The 26,177-nt window shown below is 50.3% G+C and carries 16 protein-coding genes and 2 tRNA genes; 14 read left to right on the forward strand and 4 right to left on the reverse strand.

Annotated elements, in window-relative coordinates; translation table 11 throughout:
• The first annotated feature begins 14 nt into the window (after positions 1-14).
• From MKQ68_RS03440 to MKQ68_RS03455, 4 genes are all read left to right on the forward strand, one after another.
• A complete protein-coding gene (locus MKQ68_RS03440) occupies positions 15-1,160 on the forward strand; it encodes a FecR family protein (RefSeq protein ID WP_264282093.1) in 1,146 nt (381 codons plus the stop codon).
• A gap of 301 nt (positions 1,161-1,461) precedes the next feature.
• Positions 1,462-4,986 (forward strand): SusC/RagA family TonB-linked outer membrane protein, encoded by a 3,525-nt coding sequence (locus MKQ68_RS03445; protein ID WP_264282094.1) that lies wholly within the window; start codon positions 1,462-1,464, stop codon positions 4,984-4,986.
• Positions 4,987-4,999: 13 nt separating this feature from the next.
• The gene (locus MKQ68_RS03450) at positions 5,000-6,379 is read left to right on the forward strand and encodes a RagB/SusD family nutrient uptake outer membrane protein (protein ID WP_264282095.1); all 1,380 of its coding nucleotides are present in this window, start codon (positions 5,000-5,002) and stop codon (positions 6,377-6,379) included.
• A gap of 24 nt (positions 6,380-6,403) precedes the next feature.
• Positions 6,404-8,932: a zinc-dependent metalloprotease gene (locus MKQ68_RS03455; RefSeq protein WP_264282096.1), complete on the forward strand. Its 2,529-nt coding sequence runs from the start codon at positions 6,404-6,406 to the stop codon at positions 8,930-8,932.
• A 56-nt stretch (positions 8,933-8,988) separates the two neighbouring features.
• Here the strand turns inward: MKQ68_RS03455 and lhpI are convergent, their stop codons facing one another.
• Complete coding sequence (gene lhpI / locus MKQ68_RS03460) at positions 8,989-9,906, reverse strand: bifunctional Delta(1)-pyrroline-2-carboxylate/Delta(1)-piperideine-2-carboxylate reductase (protein WP_264282097.1); 918 nt, start codon at positions 9,904-9,906, stop codon at positions 8,989-8,991.
• A gap of 105 nt (positions 9,907-10,011) precedes the next feature.
• Here lhpI and MKQ68_RS03465 point away from each other — a divergent pair, with 105 nt between their 5' ends.
• On the forward strand, positions 10,012-10,563 hold the full coding sequence (locus MKQ68_RS03465) for a dihydrofolate reductase family protein (RefSeq protein WP_244841756.1): 552 nt from the start codon (positions 10,012-10,014) through the stop codon (positions 10,561-10,563).
• Between the two features lie 146 nt (positions 10,564-10,709).
• Entirely contained in the window at positions 10,710-11,777 is a 1,068-nt protein-coding gene (locus tag MKQ68_RS03470; RefSeq protein WP_264282098.1) for a calcium:cation antiporter, read from the forward strand.
• 807 nt (positions 11,778-12,584) lie between these two features.
• Here MKQ68_RS03470 and MKQ68_RS03475 read toward each other — a convergent pair.
• The 3 genes from MKQ68_RS03475 to MKQ68_RS03485 all read right to left on the reverse strand — a co-directional run bounded on the left by MKQ68_RS03475 (position 12,585) and on the right by MKQ68_RS03485 (position 13,810).
• A tRNA-Leu gene (locus tag MKQ68_RS03475) sits at positions 12,585-12,670 on the reverse strand.
• Positions 12,671-12,732: 62 nt separating this feature from the next.
• Positions 12,733-12,805: transfer RNA gene (locus tag MKQ68_RS03480), tRNA-Gly, on the reverse strand.
• 189 nt (positions 12,806-12,994) lie between these two features.
• Positions 12,995-13,810, reverse strand: coding sequence for an SDR family oxidoreductase (locus MKQ68_RS03485; RefSeq protein ID WP_264282099.1), 816 nt, complete (start codon positions 13,808-13,810; stop codon positions 12,995-12,997).
• Between the two features lie 90 nt (positions 13,811-13,900).
• Between MKQ68_RS03485 and MKQ68_RS03490 the strand changes: the two genes are divergently transcribed.
• The 8 genes from MKQ68_RS03490 (at position 13,901) to MKQ68_RS03525 (ending at position 26,177) form a co-directional block, all read left to right on the forward strand.
• A complete protein-coding gene (locus tag MKQ68_RS03490) occupies positions 13,901-14,272 on the forward strand; it encodes a winged helix-turn-helix transcriptional regulator (RefSeq protein WP_244841752.1) in 372 nt (123 codons plus the stop codon).
• Positions 14,273-14,332: 60 nt separating this feature from the next.
• A complete protein-coding gene (locus tag MKQ68_RS03495) occupies positions 14,333-15,064 on the forward strand; it encodes a GntR family transcriptional regulator (RefSeq protein WP_264282100.1) in 732 nt (243 codons plus the stop codon).
• A gap of 73 nt (positions 15,065-15,137) precedes the next feature.
• Positions 15,138-16,052, forward strand: coding sequence for an ROK family protein (locus MKQ68_RS03500; RefSeq protein WP_264282101.1), 915 nt, complete (start codon positions 15,138-15,140; stop codon positions 16,050-16,052).
• Positions 16,053-16,067: 15 nt separating this feature from the next.
• The gene (locus MKQ68_RS03505; protein ID WP_264282102.1) at positions 16,068-17,837 is read left to right on the forward strand and encodes a class I mannose-6-phosphate isomerase; all 1,770 of its coding nucleotides are present in this window, start codon (positions 16,068-16,070) and stop codon (positions 17,835-17,837) included.
• A gap of 59 nt (positions 17,838-17,896) precedes the next feature.
• The gene (locus MKQ68_RS03510; RefSeq protein WP_264282103.1) at positions 17,897-20,224 is read left to right on the forward strand and encodes a GH92 family glycosyl hydrolase; all 2,328 of its coding nucleotides are present in this window, start codon (positions 17,897-17,899) and stop codon (positions 20,222-20,224) included.
• Between the two features lie 56 nt (positions 20,225-20,280).
• Positions 20,281-23,370: a SusC/RagA family TonB-linked outer membrane protein gene (locus MKQ68_RS03515; RefSeq protein WP_264282104.1), complete on the forward strand. Its 3,090-nt coding sequence runs from the start codon at positions 20,281-20,283 to the stop codon at positions 23,368-23,370.
• A 20-nt stretch (positions 23,371-23,390) separates the two neighbouring features.
• Positions 23,391-24,995 (forward strand): RagB/SusD family nutrient uptake outer membrane protein, encoded by a 1,605-nt coding sequence (locus tag MKQ68_RS03520; RefSeq protein ID WP_264282105.1) that lies wholly within the window; start codon positions 23,391-23,393, stop codon positions 24,993-24,995.
• Positions 24,996-25,031: 36 nt separating this feature from the next.
• Positions 25,032-26,177 carry a SusE domain-containing protein gene (locus MKQ68_RS03525; RefSeq protein WP_264282106.1) on the forward strand — a complete coding sequence of 382 codons (1,146 nt, stop codon included), beginning with the start codon at positions 25,032-25,034 and terminating at the stop codon, positions 26,175-26,177.

The following is a 26,177-nucleotide window of genomic DNA, read 5'->3' on the forward strand; positions in this document are numbered from 1 at the left end:
CAGCCAGATAGATTATGCAAGAGAAAGCGATCCAGGAATTATTCCACCGTTACATGAACGGCACTGCCTCCCCGGAAGAGGAGCAGCTGCTGAAAGCCTCGCTGCGTGAGCGTAACGATGAACATCGCCTGGAGCTGCTGGAAGCTGAGTGGGAAGGTTTAACACAGCCGGACGAGCGTTATGCGCAGTACGACGTGGAAGCCTCCTGGCGTAAAATTACGGCGCAACAGCCCGCGCGTGTGTTTACGATGCGCCGCTGGGCATGGGCAGCCGCAGCAGCTTTGCTCGTAGCGACGGGCGGCACGTACCTGTTAACGCGTGAGCAGCCGGTTCAACAGGTGGTGGTTACTGCACCAATGCCGGATGTGGCGCCTGGTACGAATAAAGCCGTGCTGGTATTGGCCGATGGATCTACGGTTAGGCTCGATAGTGCAGGCAATCAGGTGTTGCAGCAGGGCGCCACTACCGTGAAGCAACAAGGCGGCCAGTTAGTATATGACGAAAACGGAAGCGCTGCTTCTGTAACTTATAATACCCTGCAAACGCCCCGTGGAGGCTTATTCCGCGTGACCTTGCAGGATGGAACGAATGTGTGGCTGAATGCTGCATCGGCTCTCCGTTATCCCACCGCGTTTGTTGGTAAGGAAAGAGTGGTGGAGATAACGGGTGAGGCTTACTTTGAAGTGGCCCGGGATGTGCGCCGGCCGTTTAAAGTACAAATGGGAAAAGAGGCCGCTATTGAGGTCTTGGGTACCAGTTTTAACGTAAATAACTATGCCAGCGAAACCGCCTCCCGTACAACCCTGTTGAGCGGAGCGATCCGTGTAACGGCAGGCGGGCAGGCGGTTACTTTAAAACCAGGCCAGCAGGCCAGTCTGGCACCAGATATAAAGATTGCGCAGGATGCGGACCTGGGTAAGGTGGTCGCCTGGAAGAACGGCGTATTTGACTTTGATGATGTAAGTTTGCAGGATGCCATGCGCCAGATAGAGCGCTGGTATGATATAGATGTTGTTTATGAGCACGGAATACCGGGAATTGTTTTTGGAGGAAAATTACCTAGAAATATCAGCCTGAAAGAGCTGCTGGCAGCCTTAGAGGAGTCAGGCGTTCAGTTTAGAATAGATGGGGAAAAACTTATCGTAACAAATAAACAATAATCAATAAGCGGAGAATGCATAACAATCATGTTTTACATGATATAGGAAAGCTATGCCTAGAGTATAAAAAATCTGTCAACCAATAAAAAACCGGAAGTGGTCAGACTCCCGGTAAAGACTGATCAATTTAAAACGAGTAGTCTAGTCTCATTTTTAAACCTTCAATCAAATGCAATTTATGCAAAAAACTGCTATTGCGTCAGGGGCTTCCTATGCCCTGGACCATTCGGGGCCTGGTCAGGGTCTGAGTGGGTCAGCGGCCGGGAAGAAGCCGGGTGCTTTAACCAAAATCTTGTTAGTAATGAAGCTTACCTTCATTTTGATGACGGCATTTCTTTTACAATTGCATGCCAACACTTATTCGCAATCTGTTTCTATCAGCGTACGTAATGTGCCATTGAAACAAGTTTTTTCTGAGATAGAAAAGCAGACAGGGTTCACTGTTTTCTACAACCGTGATGTGCTGGACAATACACGCCCGGTAACGGTTTCCGTACAGAACTTACCGCTAAGGAATTTCCTGGACGTAAGCCTGGCTGGCCAACCTGTGGATTATATCATAAAAGATAATTTCATCCTGTTAAAGGAGAAGAAGGCAACAAGCGTAACCACGGCTCCCGTTGCCCAGCAGGCGATACAGGGGATGTTGAAAGACGAACGCGGACAACCGGTGCCCAATGCGTCGGTATTGCTGGTGCCCTCCCGCAGGGTGGCGACTACCAATGCGGCTGGTTGGTTTTCTTTCAATGATGTATCACCGGGTGAATACACTTTAGAAATATCGCACGTGAGCTTTCAGCGCATGACGCATAAAGTAACCGTGGGTAATGCGCCTATTACCGTGACGATCAATATGCGTGTAACGCAGTTGCAGCTGGAAGGGGTTACGGTGAGTACCGGTTACCAGCGCATTGATAAAAAACAGATTACCGGTTCCGCCACGGTCGTTACAGCGAAGGAACTTCAACAAAGTCCGGCGTTGAACATCATGGAACGCCTGGAAGGCATGGTGCCCGGCGTAGTATTCGATGTACGCACGAACACGATCAAAATGAGAACACCTAACAGTTATTCTACATTAGGCGCCGAAAGGATGCCACTGATCGTGATCGATGGTTTCCCTGCGCTGGAGAATACACTCGTCAGCAATCCATCTACCGGTATTGGTCGTACGGACAGGTCTACCAACAATTCTGTCATTAATAATATCAACCCGAACGATATCGAAAGCATTTCTTTCCTGAAAGATGCCGCAGCGGCAGCCATCTGGGGTTCCCGGGCAGCAAATGGCGTTATCGTCATCGAAACGAAAAAGGGTAAACAAGGTACGCCATCGGTGAGCCTTTCTACCGCCGTGAGCGTGTCGCAGCCTGCTGATCTCAGCAACCTGAACGTGATGAGCGCGAAGGACTATATCGAGTTTGAACAGGAGTTGTTCGACAAAAACTTCTTTGCCGATCCTTTTACCCACTGGCGTAACCAGGGTGTAAGCCGCGCACAGGAAATCATGTTCCAGGCGAAGAGAGGACAAATTACCACTGCGGAACGCGATGCCATGCTGGCTCAACTGGGACAGCGTGATAACAAAAAGCAGCTGCGTGATGTCATGCTGCAGAACGCTGTTACGCAACAATACGGACTGTCCGTATCGGGCGGCGCAGGTAATGCGGATTACTACATTTCCGGTAACTACGCCAATGATCGCCCGGTTTTTAAAGCCAACGGCACAGAAACCTATTTCGCGAACATGCGGGTGAATAACCGCTTCTTCCGGAATAAACTCACCATGTCGGTAAACATCGCACAAAATTATTCTAAAAGCGAAGTGAATAATGCCGCCGTAACCTCTATCAGTACTGGTTTGCAGGGCCTTCGTCCATATGAAGATATTTTCGATCAGAAGTATAATATGTTCTCGAAAGCAGTGACCGACAGCTTTACGCGTATGGGCTATTTCCCATGGTCGTACAATGCAGTGGATGAGCTGAATGCGAGCACCACCACTTATCGTAAAAACAGCAGCCGTATCAACGTGATGCTTACCGGTAAAGTAACCGATTGGCTCGATCTTGAAGCTTCCGGTACATACCAGCGCAACGGTACAACTGTTGATGAACTGGCGCGCGAAAACGCGTACAGCACTAAACACCTGGTAAATGAAGGTACTTCCCGCGAAGCAAATGGCCGCCTGACTTATGGTGTGCCTAAAGGCGCTATCCTGAAAACGAGTAATACGCTCATGCAGGATTACACCATGCGTTTCGGATTCAATTTCCACAAGCAATTTGGTGATGATCATAACGTGGGCCTCGTAGCTGGTAACGAATTCCGCGAAGCAAAAGGCGAGGGCTATACGCAAACGTTTTATGGTTACGACCTGATGGCGAGTAACTCGGCCGTGGTAAACCCGACGACGCCTTATAAAACGTATTTGTCTACACCTACAGTGGCGCAAACCAGGACATTGGGTTTTAGTGATAACATCATCAACCGCCCGATTACCCGTTACCTGTCGTACTACGCTGCCGGTAACTATGATTTCAAACGCCGTTACTTCCTGTCTGGTAGCCTTCGTTTCGATGACTATACAGAACTGGGACTCGAGAGGAGAAACCGTGCAAAACCTTTCTGGTCGGCAGGTGTGAAGTGGGACCTTACGCAGGAATCATTTATGGACGCTATCACACCGATCAACTACGCGGCGGTTAGGTTCACGGTGGGTACCGCTGGTAAAGTGCCTAGCAATGGTATCCCATTATCCCTGTATAACTATTCCGGTATCGACCAAAACAGTACGTTGCCTTACGGCTCTATCAGTCTCCCGGGCAACCCTGATCTGCGTTGGGAAACTTCCCGTACGTTCAACACAGGCCTCGACCTGCGTATGCTGCAGCAGCGGCTGCAGTTTACGTTCGATGTGTACCAGCGCCGTTCCAATGGTATCCTGGTGAGCATGAACGTGAACCCTACGTTGGGCTGGACGAACCTCACGTACAATACAGGTAACATGAAGAGCAACGGTTTTGAGCTGGCAGTGAGTGGCGAAGTGATTCGCACGAGGGATTGGAAATGGACGCCGTCATTCAACATCGCACATACTTCGACAAATGTGTCTGACGATCGCTTCGGTACACAGTTCGTAACCTCGCCTACTTATGCAGGACAAATCTCCGGTTACCCGGTAGACAGGATGTTTGCTTATCGTTGGGCTGGTCTGGATGATAAAGGTCAGGCGCAGATCTATAATGCAAAAGGTGAGATCATCAGTTCTCTGGCTCCTAAGCCTATCACCTTTGATGATCTGGTATATGTAGGAAATTCACAGGCGCGTACAACGGGCGGTTTAACCCAAACCGTTAGCTATAAGAAATTCACTCTTGTAGCCAGAATTGCTTATTACTTAGGTTATAAAATCATGTACGACCCGATCGATTCAAGAAGCCTGCCTACCGGCTCACAGGCCAGCGGCTATCTGAGTGCAGCGAAAGGTATGGTGAACCGTTGGCGCCAGCCGGGCGATGAAGCGCGTACGGACATTATTGGTATCAGCAATATCAACTTCAACTCTGTGAACTGGTTTGCGCAATCAGATATCAACGTGATCGATGGCGACAATATCCGTTTCCAGCAGTTAAGTCTGAGCTACGCGGTGGGCAATATCGGCACCTTTATAAAGAATGTGAATGTGGGAATAACCGCGGCAAATCTCGGCCTGATCTGGAAAAAGAATGATGTGGGTGTAGATCCGCAGTACATCTTTACCAGCCATTACAGCAGCCTGCGTCCGGCGCCGAATTACAACTTTTCCCTCAACGTTAATTTCTAACCAAGTCTGAACAATGAGAAAATCATTTTTGATATATACTTTCGGTGCCCTGATGCTGGTTGCAGCAGGTTGCCGTAAATACGTGGAGATCGATCAGCCCGGAAGACGAGTGCTGAAGCTGACCGCTGACTTTGATGCGTTGCTGAACAACACATTTATCATGAACAACGGCTATACCTTACCGCTGCTGATGAATGATGATATGGACATCGCCGATCCGATACTGCAACAACGTATCACCAACACCAACCGCATGGCTTACACCTGGTCCGAAAACCTTTACGGGGATTTGAACGATGCGGATTGGGACCGTTATTACAAGATGATCTATACCGCCAACCAGATCACCGATGCGGTAATGGAAAGCGAAGGTGGAACGGAAGATCAGAAGCGGGCTATTCATGCCGAAGCGCGTATGTTTCGGGCCGCCGCTTACCTGGATCTGGTGAACATTTATGCTAAACATTATAACGAAGCAACGGCTGCCACAGATCTCGGTGTGCCTATGCTGCTGAAAGCTCAATTCGAGGGCGTAGACATGCGACGCGCCACTGTAAAAGCCGTATACACACAAATCGTAAAAGATCTGGTGGAAGCAATACCGTTTTTGCCGTCGCAACCATTCCGCAACAACGAGGGGTCACAAATGGGAGCTTATGGTTTGTTGACGCGTGCTCATTTGTATATGGGAGCATACGATGATGCCCGCCGCTATGCAGATAGCGCACTGGCGCGTAACAACCAGTTGTTAAATCTGGCCCCATTCGTCAGCGGTGCATTCTATCCCACTAAGCAGAATAACCCGGAATATTTGTTTGCCAGGGGTATCAATACCAGCTTTTCCCACTTTACGATGAGTGCCTCATTGCAGGCATTGTTTACGCCACAAGACCTCCGCTGGCGGGTATACACCGTAGACGGTGGAAGCTATCCTATATCACCTGTATTTACAGGTAGAGGATATTTTCGTCAGCGCCTGGTGTTAGTAGGCGATCACGTAGGTGGTTTGCAGATCGGTCCGGATGTACCTGAGATGATGGTGACTAAAGCGGAATGCCTGGCACGCGCCGGCAAAACGCAGGAAGCTGTAGACGTTCTCAATGAGTTGCGGAAAAGCCGCTTCCTGCCAGCCGACTACCAGTTGCTGACAGCCGCCACGCCGGACGATGCACTACGTTTATCCCTTGAGGAAAGAAGAAAGGAAATGATGTGGAATGGTACCCGCTGGTTCGATCAAAAACGCCTGAACCTGGAAGCGCGCTTCGCACAAACGATGACGCGTGTTTACCTCGGTGAAACGTATACATTGGCGCCAAATTCCAACCGCTATGTATTCCCTATCTCCACTAAATACATTCAAATGAATCCTGAGATCGAACAGAATCCCAGGTAATCAAATCCTTATAATAGACTAATCATGCTTACAAGAAAATTGCCGCTGTTCGCATTGCTCACCGCATGTGCGATCATGGGAGCAGACAGCTCTGCAAGCGCGCAGAAACGGAAAAAGAAAAAAGGACAGACCACTGTTGCCGCTCCTGCCGCCAAACCTGCTGCAGACAGCACCCGCAAGAATCAGCCGCCAAAGGTGAAGAAGTATAGTGAGGTGATCACCAAGGATATGGAAACGCGTAAGGGCTTTCTCACCATCCATAAGAAGGACGAAAAGTACTTTTTTGAGGTGCCTTTTACACTGTTTCGTCGCGATATCATGACGGTGAACAGGGTGTCAAAAGCGTCTGTGGACATGCGTAACGGAGCCTCCGGCCTCGTGGGTGACCAGATTGGCGAGTCGGTGTACCGCTTTGAAAAAGGCCCCGGCGACCGCATGTTCCTGCGTCGTATTTCTTATACCGAATACACAAAGGATTCTACTTCGGATATGGCGAAAAGTGTAACGTTGAACAACGTGCAGGCCATCGCCATGGCATTTCCGATTGCTGCTTATAATAACGATTCCACCGCTGCGGTGATTGATGTGACTGACTTTTTGAACAGCGATAACAACATTCTTTATTTCGAGAATGATAAGCTGAAACAGCGGGCTGGTATGGGCGCGCAGCAGAACGATCGCAGCTACATCGAGTCTGTAAGAATTTACCCTACCAACCTGGAAGTGAGGGCGGTTAAAACGTATGCTGCCGGCATGAATCCTACGCACAGCAACTACACCGTGGAGCTGAACGCTTCGCTGGTATTGCTGCCAGAAGTGCCGATGCGCCCGCGTATTATGGACGAGCGTGTAGGCTATTTTACGAAGTCGCACCGTGACTTTGATGTTCATCCGCAAAGTGTAAAGGTGGTTAGTTACGCCGTTCGCTGGAGGCTGGAGCCCAAGCCGGAAGACGTGCAACGTTACCTGAAAGGCGAATTGGTAGAACCACAAAAGCCGATAATTTTTCATATTGATCCGGCAACACCTAAGAAATGGGTGCCTTATCTGATCGCTGGTATTAACGACTGGAACAAGGCTTTTGAACAGGCAGGTTTCAAGAATGCCATCATCGGCCTCGAAGCGCCAACCAATGAACAGGACAGCACCTGGAGCCTGGATGATGCGCGTAACTCCGCGATCATCTACCGTCCGTCTGCGATCGCGAACGCCATGGGACCAAACGTAAACGACCCGCGCAGCGGCGAGATCCTCGAAAGCCACATCTTCTGGTACCATAACGTAATGTCTATGTTACAGAAATGGTACCTGGTACAGTGTGCTACTTCCGACCCGCGCGCCCGCAAACCCGTTATTGACGACGCCCTGATGGGCGAGTTGATCCGTTTTGTGTCATCGCATGAAGTAGGCCACACCCTTGGTCTGCGCCACAACTTCGGCTCCAGCTCCACCGTTCCGGTAGAGAAACTGCGCGATAAACAATGGCTCGCTAAATATGGTCACACGCCATCTATCATGGACTATGCCCGTTTCAACTACGTAGCGCAACCGGAAGATAATATTGGCACCGAAGGGCTCTACCCACGTATCAACGACTACGACAAGTGGGCGATCGAGTGGGGATATCGCTGGAGGCCTGAATACAAAGATGAATGGGAAGAGCAGAAAGCGCTGGCCCGCATCGTTTCAGACAGCCTGAAAAACAACCACCGCTTATGGTTTGGTGGTGAAATGGAGCCAGATGATCCGCGTAGCCAGAACGAGGACCTGGGCGATGACGCCATGAAAGCGAGTGAATACGGTATCAAAAACCTGAAAAGGATTGTTCCGCAACTCGTAAACTGGACCAAAATCCCGCAGGAAGGCTTCAAGGAGCTGGAAGCCACTTACTCTGAAGTACTGGGACAGTACGGCCGTTACCTTGGTCACGTGACCAAAAACATCGGTGGCATTTATAATACTTATAAAGTGGCCGCCGATCCGGGCCCCGTATTTGTGCCGGTGGAATATGAGAAGCAGAAACGTGCCATGAAATTCCTGAACGACTACTTCTTTCAAACACCTGAATGGCTTAATAACCGCGATATATTTGAACGTTTGCCTTACTCGTTCGGTATGGAGTTCGCCAAAATGCAGGAAGAAGGAATTGACCTCCTGGTCAGCCGCAGGCGTATGAGCCACCTGATGGACCCAGTGTATAACAAGTCTGCCAGACAATACACCCTGGAAGAGTTTTTCCGGGATATGGACAAAGGCATACTTACAGAAGTATATGCAGGTAAAAACGTGGACTTCTACCGCAGGAACCTGCAGAAACTCTACGTGCTGCGCCTGATACAACAGGCCTTCACACAGGATTCAAAAGGAATGATCAGCATGGGCACTTACAATGTGGCCGGTTCCGACATGCAGGGCATTATGCGTGATGCATTAAGGCAGCAGCAGCAATTGTTCAAACGCCAGATGAAGAATATGGCTTTGGATAAAGTAACCCGTATTCACCTTACGGAAATGCACGACAGGATAGAAAAGAGTTTTGACGCGAAGAATTAGGTGGTGAATAGGATAAATCAAACAGCCGGCACATTTTTGTTGCCGGCTGTTCCTTTTTAAGCCTGATGAAGTTGCCTGTACACCAGCAGCGCCGCCGCCAGGTCTTCGATCGCCAGTCCGGCCGATTTAAAAAACGTGATCTCTCTTGCATCCTTTCTGCCGGGATGTTTGCCCGAACAAAGCTCCACGATATCTGCCTCCACATCTGCTGCTTCAATAATATTATTTTTCAGCGGGATGGCCAGCTCCCCACATTCATGCAGCGCGCCCGCCCTCGAATCCACGAATATCGACGATTTCATGATCGCCTCATCGTCTGCCTCGCGCGTATTTGGTTTGTAAGATCCTACCATGTCGAGGTGTTGCCCCTCGCGCAGCCAGGCCCCTTTGATAATCGGCGTTTCTGCCATAGTGGAGCAGGATATCACATCCGCCTCACGCACCGCTTCTTCCAGGTTCGTCACCACTTCTACAGGATCGCCCAGTAACGCCTGTAATTCATGCGCTTTCGCCTCATTACGGCCCCATAACATAATCTTCCGGTACTTGCGTACACTCGCATGTGCCGGCGCCATATAGCGGGCCACTTTGCCAGTGCCGACGATCAGGAGGGTAGCGGCTTCGTGATGCGCCAGGTAATCTGCTGCCAGCGCAGAAGTACAGGCCGTGCGGACGGACGTGAGCAGGGAGGCGTTCATGATGGCGAGCGGCTCACCGGTACGGGCGTTGAGCAGCGTATACAGTGCATGGATGCTCGGCAGCCCCGCTTCTTTGTTCGCCGGGGCGACGATCACCTGTTTAATGCCCATGTACTCGTGCGTCCAGGAGGGCATGAGGATGAGCGTATTGTCGTTGTAGAAGTGGTGATGCCTCAACGGCATGGTAAAGTCGCCGGAGAATGTCGCTCTTAAAGTCTGTATCAGGTCGGGGCAGTTGAGCGCCCGTTGAATATCGTTGTCGGAAATGTGCAGCATGCCGCAAAGATAGGCGGATTTAGTACGCGATACCCCCATTTTTGTCGTGTTATACCCCCGGAAATGTCTGCATCATCGCCTACTTTTGAATAAAGCTTAAATCATATGAGAACTGTAACTTTTGGCATGAATATAAGCCTCGACGGCTACTGCGACCACAACCTCTTCAGCCCCGATGAAGAAGTGATGGAATACTTTACCAGCACGATGGATGGAGTAGACCTGTATTTTTTCGGGCGCGTGATGTACGAGCTGATGTTTCCTTACTGGGATGATGTGGCGAAAGACCAATCCGGCTCACCGTCGGAAAATGAGTTTGCCCGCAGGTTTAGTGCGATCGACAGGGTAGTGGTGTCGCGGTCACTGGAAGTGAACGACCCGAAAGCACGTGTCATCCGTAGCAACCCCGTTGAGGAATTATCTAAACTAAAGCAGCAGCCCGGTAAAAATATATCGGTAGATAGTGTGAGCATGCTCCCCGACTTCATAGCGGCAGGCCTTATCGACGAGTTTAAGCTCGTCGTGCATCCGGGGCTGGCAGGTAACGGAAGGCTGTTATTACCGCCGGGAAGTCTTACCGAAAAGCTGGACTTGAAGCTCACGGAAAAGATACATTTCAAGTCCGGAAGTGTGGCCCTGCACTATGTAAAACAGTGAGCAAAACAAATTACTGATCGCGAAAGCCCATCGAAAGATGGGCTTTTTTCATGATTATTTGGCTATTTTTACCCGGACAGTCCTACTATGGTAGTTGTCGCCCTACTAGTCAGTAACCACATTACAAACGGCATAAAACCTACTGAATGAGATTATTAAAACAATGGACGACTATTACACCGATACTGGCCTGGGTCTTATTTTTCACAGGATTGGTCTACGACAGTAGCCTTTTTCAGATCATTGCAAGTGTATTATTGATTGGCAGCGTGATGGCTGCGGTGCATCATTCTGAAGTAATTGCACACCGGGTGGGGGAGCCGTATGGTACCATTATCCTTGCCGTGGCGATTACCGTAATTGAAGTATCCATTATTATTTCCCTGATGGTGGCTGGCGGTGATGAAGCGGCCTCACTGGCGCGCGATACCATCTTATCTGCGACCATGTTGATCCTTAACGGCATTGTCGGGCTTTGCTTGTTTTTAGGCGGCCTGAAATTCCGGGAACAGATCTTCACTAAACATTCAGCCACCATCGCACTTGTTTCGCTGATCGCTATCGTGATTCTCACCCTCGTTTTTCCTACGTTTACCACGAGCGTCCAGGGGCCCTATTACTCGACGCCACAGCTTGTTTTCGTATCCATCGCCTGCCTGGTGATCTATTCCTTTTTCCTGCTGGCGCAAACCCGCAGGCATCGTGAGTATTTTCTGGCGGAAGATGGAGTTAACGATGCGCATGCGATCGTTATTACGAATAAGCAGATGATCGTGAGCCTGGTATTTTTGTTACTTAGTTTAGGCATCGTGGTATTACTGGCCAAAACACTGTCACCCACGATCGAACGCATCGTAATCGGCTACCATCTTCCGAAAACATTAGTGGGGGTGATTATCGCCGCTGTGATATTACTACCGGAGGGCATTGCAGCTATCAACGCGGCCCGCAAAAACAAACTGCAAACAAGTTTGAACCTGGCTTTAGGATCGGCATTGGCAAGTATCGGGCTCACCATTCCCTGCGTCTCGATCGTGAGTACGTTATATGGCATGAATATCATTTTGGGGCTTGATATTAAGTCGATGATACTGCTCGGACTTTCCGTATTTACGGTGATGCTGTCGCTCGCCAGCGGGAGGACCAATATCGTCTACGGGGCTGTGTTGCTGGTGAACCTCGCGGCGTTTATATTTTTGATTATTCATCCCTGACGGGGATATAGCTTAGTGATAACGCCTCGCTTTAAGAAGAAGCGGGGCGTTCTTGTTAATCGACAAGTGGTGTTGTCCGCGTTACACTTATGGAAGCAATAATTATTCATGACTTTTAAATCTTGCCTTTCGTAGTCTCACGAATGCCACAACCATGCTGAAATATATAGTTGCCCAGAGTAGCGCGGTGAGCCAGAAGTTTATCCCAAAATCGCGATAGTAGCCCCAGCTTGATGGTAGGTAATCCCTGAATACGCCTGTCCATATAATGAATACGTTTTCCATCCTCACACAAATATTTAAGACCAGCACCATGAACAGGCTAAAGATCCAGTTTTGCCTTAATCTTGCTGACAAGGCAAATATAGATGTGACAGTCGTAAGTAAAATAGCGAGGATGAAGGGACCTTGTCTGTAAGAGAAGAATGTATAATCACCATCGGAAATTGCATTGTAATTCCTTATCAATTCTGAGAGCAGCGCTACAGATAACAAGAGGCCTGCACAGGAAGCTATAATATTTGCTGAATCGAAATACTGTATCGCTTTGTCCTTGGGGCGATGTGTAATTTTTGCGAATATTACGAGGATGAGCGTTGATAGGCCATACCCGCAAAAAAGGGATCGTAATATTTCAATGGTATTGGAAATTAGTTCCGTCATTGGATTTGAGGTAAATAATACTTATCTCAAAGTAAGTTCATTATTGCAACCCGCACGTATCCATTAGATATTGCAAGTCTTCGCAAAAAATGGAGAATAAAAAAAGCGCCACCAATCATTACGATCAGTGGCGCTTTTCCTTTGTACCCCAGACGGGAGTCGAACCCGTACGAGCGTTGCGGCTCACAGGATTTTAAGTCCGGCGTGTCTACCAATTCCACCACCAGGGTATCCTTCAAGTAAATGTAAACAAAAAATCCAAACCGACATTCAGTTTGGATTCTCCATTTAGAGCGGAAGACCGGGCTCGAACCGGCCACCCCGACCTTGGCAAGGTCGTGCTCTACCAAATGAGCTACTTCCGCATTTCGATTTAAGAACTTTCCCGTTTACTCGTAAGCCTATTGGCTTGTTTTTCATTGGGATTGCAAAGATAAGGATTGTTTCGAATTTGCAAAATCTTTTTAGAAATTTCCCACAATACCGCCTCCGGACGCTGGTTCACGGGCCGGAAAGCAAGTAGGGTTGCCAGGCATCACACCTGGCAACGGTTGTCAAAAATTCCCGGCAATCGTCTCCAGGTATTGCTCTATAGGCATGCTGTTCCGCATCACCATCAATGACTTGCCCATATCGCCTACGACGGTCCTGAACTGGTTGCTCTTGCGGGTGGCCAGACTGTCAATCACATCCACGATGTCCTGCGGGGCGGATAACTGGCTGGTGTCCCGGGTGGACATGAGGCTTTTGAGTTTGGAGGTAAGATCGTCGTACGCCTTGATGTCTGACTCATTACTCCAGGCAATGTTCTCCCGGAAGTTGTTACCCGTAGAACCACCCTGCTCGACCAATCTCAATTCTATACCCAATGGTTTCAGTTCATAATAAAGACCTTCGGTTAAACCTTCGAGCGCAAACTTGGACATGTTGTATAACGAACCAAGGGGCACAGCGGTGGTAACGCCCATGAAGGAACTGATGTTGATGAAAAGCCCGCCGCCATTGGCGCGGAAGTGGGGCAGGAAGGCGCGGATCACGTTGATAGGGCCTCTTGTGTTTACGGCGAATTGCCAGTCTATATCTGTTTCTTTCGCGAGTTCCAGCGCGCCGTAGGCGCCCATGCCGGCATTGTTTACGACAACGTCTATCTTCCCGAAAGCTGCTATGGCCTGCTCAACGGCCTCCTTGGCTTGTGCTGGAGAGGTAACGTCCAGGGGAAAGATGCGGATGTTGGGGTATTGGGTGAGTTCTGTTTCTTTCTCCGGGCTACGCATGGTCGCCACCACGTTCCAGCCCTGTTGTGCGAAGTGTTTTGCGGTAAGTTTCCCTAAACCGGAACTGGTGCCGGTAATGAATATTGTCTTTGCCATTTTTGTTTGTTTTTTGATAAAGCAAAGCTATCTCCAAAATTGGTATAACTTTGTAACCAGTATACAGGAGTATACCAAAACCAGCATCATATGGCTACAAAGCAACCTGTCAGAAACCAGGAAGAAGAAATTCAGGCGTTGCAGGATACGATCTACGTCATCGGCGGTAAGTGGCGCCTGCCCATCATTAACTCCATGTGCAACGGGAACAAGCGTTTCCGGGAAATACAGCGCAGTATTCCGGGCATCACCACGCGGATGTTATCTAAAGAACTAAAGGAAATGGAGCTGAATAAGATCATCATCCGAAAGGTGTATGATGCATCCCCGGCGTTGGTCGAGTACGAAACGACGCCTTATTGCAAAACGTTCAGCGATATTATTCTTGCCATGATCGCCTGGGGCAAAGCACATAAAAAGGTCGTTACCGGTAAGAATAAGCGATCTCTCCAGATCATCTAATCTCCCTCCAAAAAAAACTTTCCCAAAATCTAAAAGTTTAGTATGTTTGAACATTCGAACATGAGTTTAAGAATAGACCATAAAAGCAAATTACCGCTCCACGTTCAGGTAGAAGAACTGCTCAGAAGACTGATCAGCGAGCCGGAATACCAGAATGGCTCCTTCCTCCCTAAGGAAGTAGAGCTGGCTAACCGGCTGGGCGTTTCCCGCAACACGATCCGACAGGCCACGAATAAACTCGAATACGAAGGCCTGCTCGCCCGCAAAAAAGGCGTCGGTACCAAGGTTGCACAACGTCAGCTGTCCACGAGCCTGCAGGACTGGCAAAGTTTCACGAAAGAAATGTCTAAACGTGGTATCGCTACCTCCAACCTGTTGCTCACGTTAGACAGGGTAAGGGCAGATGAAAAGCTGGCTGGATTTTTTAATATTCCAATCGACACACCGGTTTGTAAACTCAGCAAACTGAAAGGGGTAGAAGAGGAGCCGATCGTTTACTTCGAAAGCTATTTCCATCCACGCATCACACTCGCAGATAACGATGATCTCAACCGCCCGCTTTACGAACTGCTGTCGGAAAAGTTCGATATTATCGTGGTGCGCTCCAGTGAACATATCAGCGCGCTGGCTGCCGGTACGGTGGCTAAGAAGCTGGCTGTCGATCCTAAATTCCCGGTATTGTTCCGCGAACGTTTTGTATATGATCCGGGTGACAGGCCCATCGAATATAATGTCGGTTATTACCGGTCAGATAAATTTACTTATTCCATAGAGATCAGATCCGAAAGTTGATCTGTTAAACGTCCTTTTCTTGTCCACGCAGGAAAAGGATATTTTTTTGTCAATTCTTAATATGTTCAAACATATGAACAATGAATATGTAATCGGGGCAGATATTGGTGGTTCACACATAACAGCGGCTTTGGTCAACTTGCATAGCGGCGCTGTAGTGGATGATTCGAAGGTAAAGGTGCCGGTAAACGCAGGTGCAGATGCCGATGATATTCTTTCCCGGTGGACAAGTGCGCTGGATGAAGTTTGCACTGCCGCAAACGGTCAGGTGGCGGCGATAGGCATTGCGATGCCAGGCCCCTTTGACTACGAGGGCGGCATCTCACAGATTAAGGGCGTAGCGAAATACGAATCCCTGTACGGCATGAACATCCGTACCGCATTACAAACCTCTGTTCCTTTCGCCGGCGATATTTATTTCGAGAACGATGCGTCCTGCTTCGCACTCGGCGAGGCCTGGTCCGGCGAAGGTGCAGGCTGCAGCAAAATGGTAGCGGTGACGCTAGGCACTGGTCTTGGGGGCACGTTCCTGCATAACAACCGCATTCAGCACGAAGGAGAAGGGGTGCCGCCGGAAGGTTACATCTACCATTTGCCTTATAAAGACGGTATTGCAGAAGATTACATCTCTTCGCGCTGGTTGCTGAACGAGTATCATCAGCGTACAGGCAACCGTCTGGCAGAGGTTAAGTGCCTCGGCGAGCTGGCGGAAAAGGGTGATGATACAGCCTTGCAGCTGTTCGCAGAACTTGGCCACACGTTAGGCGAAGTATTGCATCCCTGGTTAGCAAAATTCCAGGCAGAAAGAATGGTGATCGGCGGCAACATCCGTAAGGCACATCCTTATTTCTTACCTGCGCTGGACAAATGCCTGTCCGCACACGGTATCTCTACTTCTGTACACATATCCAACCGTGGTGAAAACTCAGCGCTTTCCGGCGCGGCCTGGATATGCAAATCAATTCTTGATAACATCAATGCGCGATAGAAAATGAACACGACCTTGAATTGGAGAAAAACGACTCAACCCCTGATGCCTGCCACTACGGAGGCTAAACAGCTTACGCCTGCAGGCACATACGACATTTACCCGTTTGCCAGCCTGGGTGCCGGCAACATCCATCGCGGTTACGCAAGCCTGGCCGAATGGATCATGGGACGTCAGGTGGTTTTGATTGACGGCTACATCGGTAACGACTGGGAGTACATCGGCAGCTCACTCGAGAAAGAACTCGCTGCAGCTGGTATGATCGTGAACATCGTATACACGTCCACGATGTTGAAATCACCCGCGGAGGTAGAAGCGCTGGTCGCGCCTTTCCTGGGAGAAAAAGGAGCGGTATGGGGCAAACGTGCAACGATCACATTAAGGGATCTTTTTGATGATGTGCAACTGAAAGGTATTGCTCCTGCGGCTGAAGGCACTACGCTGATCATCGGCACCGGCGCGGCGCTTACTGCTATCGATGCACCGGTGGTGTATATCGATCTGCCTAAAAATGAATTACAATACCGCATGCGCGCCGGTGTTGCCAATAATCTCGGCAAACACCACCGCGATGATAACCAGGAAACGTACAAACGTTTCTACTTCGTGGATTGGGTATTGCTCAACGCGCATAAACAACAGATCCTGCCACGCATCGAAGTGATTGCAGACGGCCAGTGGAAAGACCAGCTCACCTGGGCTACACAAGCCGCGGTAAGCCAGGGCCTGCAACAACTCGCGGGCAACGCTTTCCGCGTAAGACCCTGGTTCGAGGCGGGCGCATGGGGCGGCGACTGGATGAAGGAAAACATTCCGGGTCTCAATAAAGAAGAAGTAAACTATGCCTGGTCGTTCGAAATGATCGTTCCGGAAAACGGACTGGTTTTCGAAAGCGATGGCAAGTTGTTGGAAATAGCGTTCGACTGGCTGATGATGAAACACGCGAAAGAGGTATTGGGCCAGCAGGACGAGCAACGTTTCGGCATCGACTTCCCGATCCGCTTCGACTTCCTCGACACGTTCGATGGCGGTAACCTGTCTATCCAATGTCACCCGCGCCTGGACTACATCCGCGAGAACTTTGGCGAAACGATTACGCAGGATGAAACATATTACATGCTCGACTGCCGTCCCGGCGCGAAGGTATACCTGGGTTTCCAGGAAAATATTGATCCTGCGGCGTTCCGTAATGCACTGGAAGAAAGTGTAGCGACCAATCAACCGATCGATATTGAAAGATATGTGCAGGCGCACGAAGCACATAAGCACGAGTTGTTCCTCATTCCTAATGGTACAGTACACAGCTCGGGTAAAGATAACCTGGTGCTGGAAATCAGCGCCACGCCTTACATCTTCACGTTTAAGATGTACGACTGGGTACGCCTCGATCTGAATGGTAAACCAAGGCCGATCAACATTGATCATGCTTTTAAAAACCTCGACTTCTCCCGCAAAGGCGCGAAGGTGCAGGAAGAACTGATCTCCAAACAAACGGTGATAGAGAAAGGTGCAGACTGGCAATTGGTGCATGTGCCAACGCATGCGGAGCATTTTTATGATGTGCATCGCATCGAGTTTAACAGCACGGTAGATGTAGCCACCGATGGCAAGTGTCATGTATTGATGTTGGTAGAAGGAAAGTCGGTGCTGGTAGAGACTGCCAATGGTTTAAGGCAACGGTACAACTACGCAGAAACGTTTGCGATACCTGCCGCCGCAGGTTCTTACAGGATCATCAATGAAGGCGATGCCACCGCCAAAGTGGTAAAAGCATTTGTGAAATAGTATTGCGACCGCCCGGCAATAGCCCCGGGCGGTCATCACACAAAAGAAGAATTGTACGTATGAAAAAAGGAAATTGGATGCTATGGTTGCTGCTGCTGGTTACGGCATCGCAGGTAAGCGCGCAGCAAAAAGGAGAATTGGTGAGTTACGTAGATCCCCTGATCGGTACAGCGCATTGCCGCTGGTTTCATTTCGCGCCGGGTGCCGCACCATTTGGTATGGCGAAGCCTGGTCCGTCCACAAACGGCCACTATGGCAATCCTAACGGATGGGAAGCGGTAGGTTATGATTACAGGCATACGTCAATTGAAGGCTTCCCAAACTTTCATGAGTTCCAGGTAGGCGGCGTTTCGCTGATGCCGACTACGGGCCAACTGGTGACTACGCCAGGGGTGTTGGAAGATTCTATGTCGGGCTACCGCTCTGCGTTTGATCGTGCAGATGAACATGCAATGGCCGGTTACTACTCGGTATTGCTGAAACGTTACGGTATCAAAGCCGAAGTTACAGCAACGCCACGTGTGGCCTTCCAGCGCTTCACGTTCCCTGCAGGCAACGCCTCACACATCCTGTTCGATATCGGCAACAAACAAGGTGAGAGCGGAGAGGTGAAGGAAGCAAAGGTTTCTATGACACCAGATGGTCGCATCGAAGGCTATGTAATTACGCTGCCGGCTTATGTGCAGAAGTACCAGCGCGGAGCAGAAGTAGCGATGTACTTCACCGCTGTAGTAGATAAAAAGCCCACAGCGTTCGGCACTTTCCGTGGCGCTACGCAAACTGCGGGTGCAAGGGACGTGAGCGGACAAGGCGCAGGTATGTACCTCACATTCAACACCAGGAACAACGAAGCGGTAACGGTGAAACTGGGCTTGTCTTATACATCTATTGAAAATGCCCGCCTCAACTTGCAGGCAGAAGCAGCTACGATGGCTTTCGATCAGGCTAAAGAACAATCGCGTAAGCAGTGGAACGAGTACCTGGGCCGCATTACGGTTACAGGTGGCACGAAAGCGGATCTTACGAAGTTCTACACTGGCTTGTACCACGCGGTGTTAGGCCGCGGCCTGGCCAGTGATGTAAATGGGGCTTATCCTAAAAACACCGGCGGCAACGGACAAATTCCGCTTAACGCACAGGGTAAACCTGCACACAATCATTACAACACAGATGCCGTTTGGGGTGCTTACTGGAACCTCACGCCGCTGTGGGCGCTGGCTTATCCTGAATACTATTCCGACTTCGTGAGCAGCCAGCTGCTCGTATACAACGACGCCGGCTGGCTCGGCGATGGCATTGCCAACAGCAAGTATGTGTCTGGCGTAGGAACGAACTTCGTAGGCCTGGTAATGGCCGGCGCGTACAACTACGGCATCCGCGATTTCGATGTGGCTAAAGCTTATGCCGCTTCCCTGAAGAACGAACTGGGTTACGAGAATCGTCCCGATGGTGCTGGTAAAGAAGATGTGGAACGTTTCCGCAAATACGGTTATGTAGATCATATCGATCCTGCTCCCGGTCAATGGTGCTTTTCGGGCTCGCACACGCTGGAGTACTCTTTCAGCGCTTTTGCAGTGGCGCAGTGGGCGAAGAAGCTGGGTAAGAAGAACGATTACAACACGCTGCTGAAACTCTCCAACAGCTGGAAGAACATCTTCGATAACGAAAGCAAATACATGCGTCCCCGTTATGCCAATGGCAGCTTCGTGGGCAACTTCAATCCGACCGAGCCATGGCGCGGTTTCCAGGAAGGTAATGCGGGACAGTACTCTTTCTACGTGCCACACGACCCGGAAGGGCTGATCGCTAAAATGGGCAAGGCGGAGTTTAACAAACGTCTCGACAGCATCTTCACGGCAGCACAGCAAACAACGTTTGGCGGTGGTAAAACCATCGATGCGTTTGCTGGTCTGGCAGCGCCCTATAATCATGGTAACCAGCCCTGCCTGCAAATGCCATGGATGTTCAACTACTCCGGCAAACCGCATCTGACGCAGAAATGGGTAAGGGCCATCTGTAACGAGTTTTACGGTACGGAAGGTATTCACGGTTACGGTTATGGGCAGGATGAGGACCAGGGTCAACTGGGCGCCTGGTATGTGCTGAGCGCGATCGGGTTGTTCGATGTCCAGGGTGGTGCGGCAGCGCAGCCAATGATGCAGATCGGCTCTTCTATTTTCGATAGCGTAAGCATCAAACTGAATAAAAAATACTACAAAGGGGATAAGCTGGATATCGTTACACGCAACAACAGTGCGGACAATATCTACCTGCATCGCCCGACGTTCAACGGCAAAAAAGTACAGCGCAACGCTATTCCATTCGCAGAATTAACGAAGGGTGGCAAGCTGGAGTACGAACTGTCTAACCAACCAGCGGCCTTTTAAGGCCAAGGATTTTCGATAATGCATTCCACAACTAATCAAACAAAAACACAAGGCTTATGTTAGCTTATTGCCACGTTATTGCAGCAAGACTACTGCGAGCAAAAGGCAGCCTGGTAATGGCACTATTGCTGTTACTGGGTTTAGCCCATGGCGCGTATGCTCAAAATTCCCGTACCGTAACGGGCCGCGTTACGGATGATGCCACCAAAGAGCCGATACCCGGCGTATCGGTGTCATTAAAAGGCACCAATATTGGTACGGCCACGTCAGTGGAGGGTACCTTTACTTTAAACATCCCCACGGGTACAGACCAGTTCCTGGTGTTCTCGTCCCTGGGGTATACCGGCCGCGAACTGGCGCTGCCCGCTTCCGGCGCGGTGAATGTAACACTCAAAGTGGCCAGCAGCAACCTTTCCGACGTTGTAGTGGTAGGTTATGGTACGCAAAAACGTACGAGCCTGACTGGCGCGGTGAGCGTAGTGACGTCGAAAGACCTGGAAGGCAAACCTGTTACCAGCGCGGTGCAAGCCTTACAGGGTGCGGCACCTAACCTGATCATCCAGCAGAATGCAACGGAGCCCGGTGCTGCCATGAACATCAACGTTCGTGGTGTAAGTACCGTCAACAACAGCAGCCCGCTGATCCTGATCGACGGCGTGCCTGGTTCGCTGGACCTCATCAACCCCAACGACATTGAGAGTGTAAGTGTACTGAAAGATGCGGCTTCATCTGCCATCTACGGTTCCCGTGCAGCCAATGGCGTTATACTGGTAACTACAAAGACAGGCCGCCAGAACAAAGTGCCGCGTATTACTTACAACGGCTTGTTCGGTGCACAACAGCCCACGTTTCTCATTAAACCAGTAAGCGGCGTAGAGTATATGCAGTTGAAGAACGAGGCGCTCGTTAACTCCGGTCAAACCGCCCAGTTCTCCCCCGCACAAATCCGTGCGCAGGGCGAAAAGGGGTCTGAAAAATGGTGGATGGATGAAGTGTTGCGTCCGGCGGCGCTGCAACATAACCATAACCTGGGTGTGAACGGTGCAGTAGGTAAAGTGAACTACCTGGTATCGGGTGGTTACCTGGATCAGAACAGTTTGTATCGCGGTCCGGATTATGGCTACCAGCGTTACAACGCCCGCGCCAACCTCACCACGCAACTCGGTAAACTGAAGCTGGGCGGTAACTTCGCTTATGCCAAACAAAAGATTCGTGAGCATGCGTATTATTCCGACTGGTTGATCTCTACCGCGCTGCGTATTCCGCGCATTTACCCGATCAGGGATACCTCCGGTAACTTCTTCCTGGCACCTACTGCTTCCAACAACCCGCTGGCACAGCTGGAAAAAGGTGGTCGCAGGTTATATAATAACGACAGTTATAACTATATGGCCAACGCCGAGTACGCGCTTACCAAACACTTATCTGCCAAGGTGGTGTACGGTGCCGACGTACGCGTGAACAACATGGACGAGTTCCGCAAAACGATTGACTATGCGCCGTACTCCGGTTCCGACAACCAGAGCGCCCGCAGCATCAATCACTCCCGCAGCGTGCAGGATAACTTCCAGGCGTTGCTGAACTACGATCGTACGTTCAATGAGAAACACGAAGTGAAAGTGTTACTGGGTTATGCTACTGAAGGATGGAAAAACGAATACCGTCAGAGCCGCCGTATCAACGTAGACAATGTAACGGGCGACTCCATCGCAGGTACGCAAACGCTGAGAGGCTTTAACGATACCTACGATACGCGTATCGACCAGTGGGCGCTTAACTCCGCTTTCGGTCGTTTGAACTATGCATTTGACAATAAGTATTATGTGGAGTTCAACTTCCGTTATGATGCGTCCAGCCGTTTTGCGAAAGGTAACCGCGGCGCGTTCTTCCCGTCGTTCTCTGCCGCCTGGCGTATTACCGACGAGGCCTTCATGGAACCACTTAAAAAGATCGGCGACCTGAAACTGCGTGGTTCATGGGGTCAACTAGGTAACCAGCAGATCATTTCCAATTATGGTTACCTAAACGTATACACGACCATCAGCAATATGTATGGTTTCAACAACCTGCCGCAAGCTGGTGCTTCCTTCTCCGTGGGCAACCCGGTAATTACCTGGGAGTCTGCCAACTCGGCTAACATCGGTTTCGATCTGTCGTTGCTCAACAACCGTTTAACGGTGAGCTACGATTACTTCCATAAAATTACCGATAACATCCTGCTGCAACTGCCTGCTCCCGGCCTGTATGGCGCTACGCCTGCCTTCCAGAACGCCGGTAAGATCAAGAACCAGGGCTTTGAACTGGCTGTGAACTACCGCGCTAAAACTGGCGATTTCGATCACAACATCGGTGCTAACCTGGCCGATAACCTGAACGAGATCGTCGACTTCAAAGGCAGAACATTCATACAGGAAGGCGACGTGACCTACATCAACCGCGAAGGTTTCCCGATCAGTTCCTACTATGGCTACCAGGCAGCCGGCTTCTACCAAACGCCTGAAGACATTAAGAACAGCGCACGTCCTACGTTCGTGAACGACGTGAAACCGGGCGATATCAAGTATGTAGACCGCAACAAAGATGGTGTGATCGACAACAACGACCGCTTCGTGATGGGCAACCCGTTCCCGCGTTACACCTTTGGGTTTAACTATAGCGTGAACTGGAAAGGGCTGGATGCAAGCATCTTTATCCAGGGTGTGGGCAAAAGAAATGTGTACCTGCGTGGTGAAGGCGTAGAAGCGTTCCACAACAACTGGGATAACGTGTATTCACAGCACCTCGACCGCTGGACGCCAAATAATCCAAACGCAGAATATCCGCGCCTGACCATCGGTACGGCCTCTGTTAACAACAATGCCAATTCTACCTTCTGGCTCGAGAATGCGGCATATGCCCGTTTGAAGAATGCGCAGGTAGGTTATACTTTCCCCACCTCGCTCACTAACAAAGCGAAGCTGCAGAAAGTACGCGTATACCTGACCGGCCAAAACCTGTTCACCATCGCGAACATGAAGAGCGGCCTGGATCCGGAGATCACCGAGTTTAACAGCACCCTTAACCTGAATGCGCTCGGCAGTTCTACCAGCGGTCGTATCTACCCGCTTCAGAAAGTATGGGCACTCGGTCTCGATATCAACTTTTAACCACGTTCAATTATCAGTATATGAGTATTAAAAGATATTGTTCAATAGTGCTGGGGGCATTGCTACTGGGAGCAGCAGGTTGTAAAGACCTGGACCTGGGGCCTTCCTACCAGGATACGGACCTTACCTTCTGGCAAAAGCCGGATGCAGCGGAACAGACGTTGAATAACTGTTACGCCGGTATGTATTCCGCCGACTACTTTTTCTTTAACGAAAGCCTGAGTGATAATTCATTCAGCTCCAGCGCCGTGAATGGCGGCCAGGCACAGATCATTGCTGCCGGTGCGTACGATGGCCGTACCAACCGCGTAGCAGGAGAGTGGGCCTTCCATTTCGGAGGTATCCGCAACGTGAATAACCTGGTGGCCAACATCGATAAAGTACCTCAGCTCGACGCTGCGCTCAAAAGCCGTTACCTCGCAGAGGCCCGTTTTATCAGGGCTTACCATTACTTCCATCTTGTGAACTGGTATGGAGATGTGCCCCTGATCAAAGACGAAATTTCGTATGAGGGCAGCTTCCAGATCGCCCGTTCTCCTAAAGCGGAAGTGGTGAACTATATGCTCACCGAGCTGGATGCCATTACGCCTGTTTTACCGTTAAAAGGCGAGTATGCCGAAACGGACAAAGGCCGCATCACCCGTGGTGCAGCGGCTGCGCTGAAAGCACAGATACTGTTGTATGACAACAAGTGGGCAGATGCGGAAGCGGTGCTGAACCAGATCATGACGGGTACTTATGGCACGTACACGCTGTTCCCTTCCTTCAGTGGCATCTTCCAGCCGGAGAATGAGAACAACGACGAAGTGATCCTGGACTTGCAGTTTGTGCCGGTACAACGTACGCATTCCATGCAACGTTTCTTCCTGCCGTTTACAGAAGGTACGCTCATCACCGGTATGGCTCCTTCGCAGTCACTGGTGGATAATTTCATCATGACCAATGGTAAGTCGATCACCGAAGCCGGTTCCGGTTACAACGAAGCAACACCTTATGCGAACCGCGATCCCAGACTGGAAGCAACGATCATCCACGATGGCTCGTCTTTCGTGACCAAACGTGGCGAAACGGTGACTATCCGCACAGCCCCTGGTACAGGCGATAACGCGGTGGATAAATCCGACGCCTCCAAAACCGGTTACTACTTCCGCAAATACTACGATCGCACGGCAGACGGTAACAACAACTCAGGTCTCAACCTGATCCTGATCCGTTATGCAGACGTACTGTTGATGTACGCAGAAGCGAAAGCCATGCAGAACCAGCTGGACGAAGCCACCTGGAACAATACCATCAGGCTGATAAGGACCCGTGCAGGCTTTACGGACCCGGCTGCGCTCAATTTCTCGAGCTACAGCGGTATTGGTAATGCAGGACTGATAGAACTCGTGCGTCGCGAACGCAGGAGTGAACTGGCGCTGGAAAGTCAACGTGTATTCGACATCCGCCGCTGGCGCATCGCCGAAACCGTAATGAACGGTATTCTCAATGGTATGAAAGTAGGTAACAGCAACCTGGTAGTGGACCGCCGCGTATTCAACGCCGCCAGGCACTACCTGTGGCCCGTTCCGCAGGCAGATATAGAGATGAACAAGAACCTGCTGCCTAACAATCCAAACTGGTAATATTCCACACAAATTCCAATTATAAAAGCATTGATCATGATACGTTCCATCAAATCAAACATATACAGCCTGCTGGCCGCCACGTTGGCCATCACCACCTTCGCATCCTGCGAAAAGGATAAAGAGATCAACAGCAATATTTCTACAGTGAAAGAGCTGTACTATCCCGAAGTAGGCAAATACCTGAAACTGCAACCCGCTACCACTGCGGTAGTGAACTTCGAATGGAGTCCTGCAAGAGCGGAGGATGGCAGCCTGGTGATGTATGAAGTAGCCTTCGATACACTGGGGGGTGACTTCCAGCGGCCGATCTATACCGTTGCTTCTAACGGCAATGGTGTGCAGAATGCCTTATCACTTTCTCATAAAGTGCTGAATACAGTGGCCAGTAAAGCAGGCATCCAGCCTTCTACATCGGGCTCTCTGCAGTGGACGGTGATCGCCAGCAAAGGGCTGAACGAAAAGAAGGCAGAGGCTTCCAGGGTGATCGTGATCGAGCGTCCTTCCGGCTTTACCGAAATTCCGTCTAACGTATTCATCACCGGTGCTGCTACCGAAGGTGGTGCGGACCTGGCCAGTGCCAAACCGATGAAACTGAATGCCGACGGTGTTTTCGAGATCTTCACCCGCCTGAAAGATGGTGCTTACCAGTTCGTTGACCGTAACAGCGGTACGCCGGTAACTTATTCCATCCAGGGGACGCGCCTGGCAGAAGGTGGCGAAAATCAGCAGGCTGGCGACAAAGTATATCGTATCCGTCTCGACTTCGCTAACGCGGCTGCTGAAATGACGGAGATCACGGGTGTGGGTGTATTTGCATCTGCCTATAACCGTTCTGTGGGTAACCTCGCTTATGCAGGCAATGGTACCTGGACAGGCACCAATCTTCCGATCGCTTACTACGATTTCGGTAGCTGGAAAGATGATCGTTTCAAGTTCCAGTTGCTGACGGCAGACGCAGGTGGCACGCCAGGCGCAATGTTCTACGGTAGCGTGAATCAGTCTAACTCTACACCTCCCGATGCGAACACACCGGAAGCTTACTACAGCGTAGTGCCCGTAGATAATTCACAGTGGGATTTCACTTATAAATACCCGGCCGGTTCCGACGGTAAAGCAGGTGATTTTACACTGGAGCTGAATGCAGCGGGAGATTATAAATACAAGCTCACCGTACGCTAA

The sequence above is a fragment of the Chitinophaga horti genome (assembly GCF_022867795.2).
GTDB classification, from domain to species: Bacteria; Bacteroidota; Bacteroidia; order Chitinophagales; family Chitinophagaceae; genus Chitinophaga; species Chitinophaga horti.

What these genes read in the sequence shown, in the direction of transcription:
- MKQ68_RS03440 (WP_264282093.1), top strand. Translation starts at nt 15, where the DNA reads ATGCAAGAGAAAGCGATCCAGGAATTATTCCACCGTTACATGAACGGC.
- MKQ68_RS03445 (WP_264282094.1), top strand. Translation starts at nt 1,462, where the DNA reads ATGAAGCTTACCTTCATTTTGATGACGGCATTTCTTTTACAATTGCAT.
- MKQ68_RS03450 (WP_264282095.1), top strand. Translation starts at nt 5,000, where the DNA reads ATGAGAAAATCATTTTTGATATATACTTTCGGTGCCCTGATGCTGGTT.
- MKQ68_RS03455 (WP_264282096.1), top strand. Translation starts at nt 6,404, where the DNA reads ATGCTTACAAGAAAATTGCCGCTGTTCGCATTGCTCACCGCATGTGCG.
- lhpI (WP_264282097.1), bottom strand. Translation starts at nt 9,906, where the DNA reads ATGCTGCACATTTCCGACAACGATATTCAACGGGCGCTCAACTGCCCC.
- MKQ68_RS03465 (WP_244841756.1), top strand. Translation starts at nt 10,012, where the DNA reads ATGAGAACTGTAACTTTTGGCATGAATATAAGCCTCGACGGCTACTGC.
- MKQ68_RS03470 (WP_264282098.1), top strand. Translation starts at nt 10,710, where the DNA reads ATGAGATTATTAAAACAATGGACGACTATTACACCGATACTGGCCTGG.
- MKQ68_RS03485 (WP_264282099.1), bottom strand. Translation starts at nt 13,810, where the DNA reads ATGGCAAAGACAATATTCATTACCGGCACCAGTTCCGGTTTAGGGAAA.
- MKQ68_RS03490 (WP_244841752.1), top strand. Translation starts at nt 13,901, where the DNA reads ATGGCTACAAAGCAACCTGTCAGAAACCAGGAAGAAGAAATTCAGGCG.
- MKQ68_RS03495 (WP_264282100.1), top strand. Translation starts at nt 14,333, where the DNA reads ATGAGTTTAAGAATAGACCATAAAAGCAAATTACCGCTCCACGTTCAG.
- MKQ68_RS03500 (WP_264282101.1), top strand. Translation starts at nt 15,138, where the DNA reads ATGAACAATGAATATGTAATCGGGGCAGATATTGGTGGTTCACACATA.
- MKQ68_RS03510 (WP_264282103.1), top strand. Translation starts at nt 17,897, where the DNA reads ATGAAAAAAGGAAATTGGATGCTATGGTTGCTGCTGCTGGTTACGGCA.
- MKQ68_RS03515 (WP_264282104.1), top strand. Translation starts at nt 20,281, where the DNA reads ATGTTAGCTTATTGCCACGTTATTGCAGCAAGACTACTGCGAGCAAAA.
- MKQ68_RS03520 (WP_264282105.1), top strand. Translation starts at nt 23,391, where the DNA reads ATGAGTATTAAAAGATATTGTTCAATAGTGCTGGGGGCATTGCTACTG.
- MKQ68_RS03525 (WP_264282106.1), top strand. Translation starts at nt 25,032, where the DNA reads ATGATACGTTCCATCAAATCAAACATATACAGCCTGCTGGCCGCCACG.